The organism is Psychromonas hadalis ATCC BAA-638 (assembly GCF_000420245.1).
In the GTDB taxonomy this organism is placed as follows: Bacteria; Pseudomonadota; Gammaproteobacteria; order Enterobacterales; family Psychromonadaceae; genus Psychromonas; species Psychromonas hadalis.
On sequence record NZ_ATUO01000348.1, the window covers coordinates 1 to 1,071 of the forward strand.

2 protein-coding genes are annotated in these 1,071 nt (G+C 32.0%); both read right to left on the reverse strand.

Translation table 11 applies throughout. From position 1 onward, the window contains the following. Positions 1–177: 177 nt before the first annotated feature. Complete coding sequence (locus G322_RS0119510) at positions 178–486, reverse strand: nucleotidyltransferase domain-containing protein (RefSeq protein WP_022943315.1); 309 nt, start codon at positions 484–486, stop codon at positions 178–180. Continuing rightward, positions 479–898 (reverse strand): HI0074 family nucleotidyltransferase substrate-binding subunit, encoded by a 420-nt coding sequence (locus G322_RS0119515; RefSeq protein ID WP_022943316.1) that lies wholly within the window; start codon positions 896–898, stop codon positions 479–481. Before G322_RS0119515 ends, G322_RS0119510 begins: the two co-directional genes overlap by 8 nt. Between the last annotated feature and the right edge of the window lie 173 nt (positions 899–1,071).

A 1,071-nucleotide genomic window follows, 5' to 3' on the forward strand; every position in this document is an offset into this window, starting at 1 on the left:
GAATTATAGCTTGTTTTCGCTTAACTTCCATAAATAATCATATAAAAGCAACAAGAAAGGCAGGATAAAAATCAATATCAAAAGATAAACACTGTCAGCCAATCGCACGGATTACGCTAATTTAAAAATCAAAATATTTAAGAACTAAAATCAAAGGCTTTAAAAGCTTTAAGAGTCTTAATCTGTTGATAAAAACTCAATACCATATTTCTCAATATGCTCTATTAGAGCTTTATTTTTTATTTTATGCTTAATTAACAGATCAACTTGATAGGGAATAGTGGTTAATTCTATTTCAGTTAATAAATTTGCTATGTCTGTTAGGGTTAAATTCCCACCAATCAATGCGATATCAATATCTGAACTTTCTTTATAAGTTCCCATCGCTCTTGAACCAAATAATAAAGCAGAGTCAATACTTGTATTCTTTTTTAAAATTTGAACTAGTTTTGACTGTTGTTTCAAGGATAATCCGTTATTACTCATTGTTATTCTTTTCTGATAAATAGGTAACAATAGCAGTCAACACGGGTTCAAACTCTTTTAGTATTAACTCTTGTGCTTCAATTACATTATCTTCATCGTAAGTATGTGTTAATAAATTACGTTTCCCAAGTGCTTCTAATAACGTTTCACATTGCGACGCTGAAATATGTTTTGCTTCTAGTGCAATGCGGATTGCAGAACGAGGAGAAGTAGCGTCGTATCCTTCAAGTTCAAGTAGATCTTTTAATGTTTTCCATGTGAGTTCAAATGTAAACTCAAATGTTTGAATTAACCCTGCGACTTCCAATACGTTGTATGACTCTTGAGCGCAGGCTTCGCTTAATCGGAAATGGGCTTTTTTTAAATTTTCTAAGCGTTGCTTCCAGCGTAGATTATTTTTCTTTACATTCATTTGTTTTCTCGTAATTTATGTAAATCACTAGGCTCAGGTCTTTAATCTTTAAAAGACGCTACCGCCCTTAGGTTGCAGAATCCTAAAGCCTGATGTTGGTATAGACAAATTTTGAAGGAGAATTATAGCTTGTTTTCGCTTAACTTCCATAAATAATCATATAAAAGCAACAA

Excerpts from the sequence above, each read along its gene's own strand:
- G322_RS0119510 (WP_022943315.1), bottom strand. The coding sequence starts at position 486 with ATGAGTAATAACGGATTATCCTTGAAACAACAGTCAAAACTAGTTCAA.
- G322_RS0119515 (WP_022943316.1), bottom strand. The coding sequence starts at position 898 with ATGAATGTAAAGAAAAATAATCTACGCTGGAAGCAACGCTTAGAAAAT.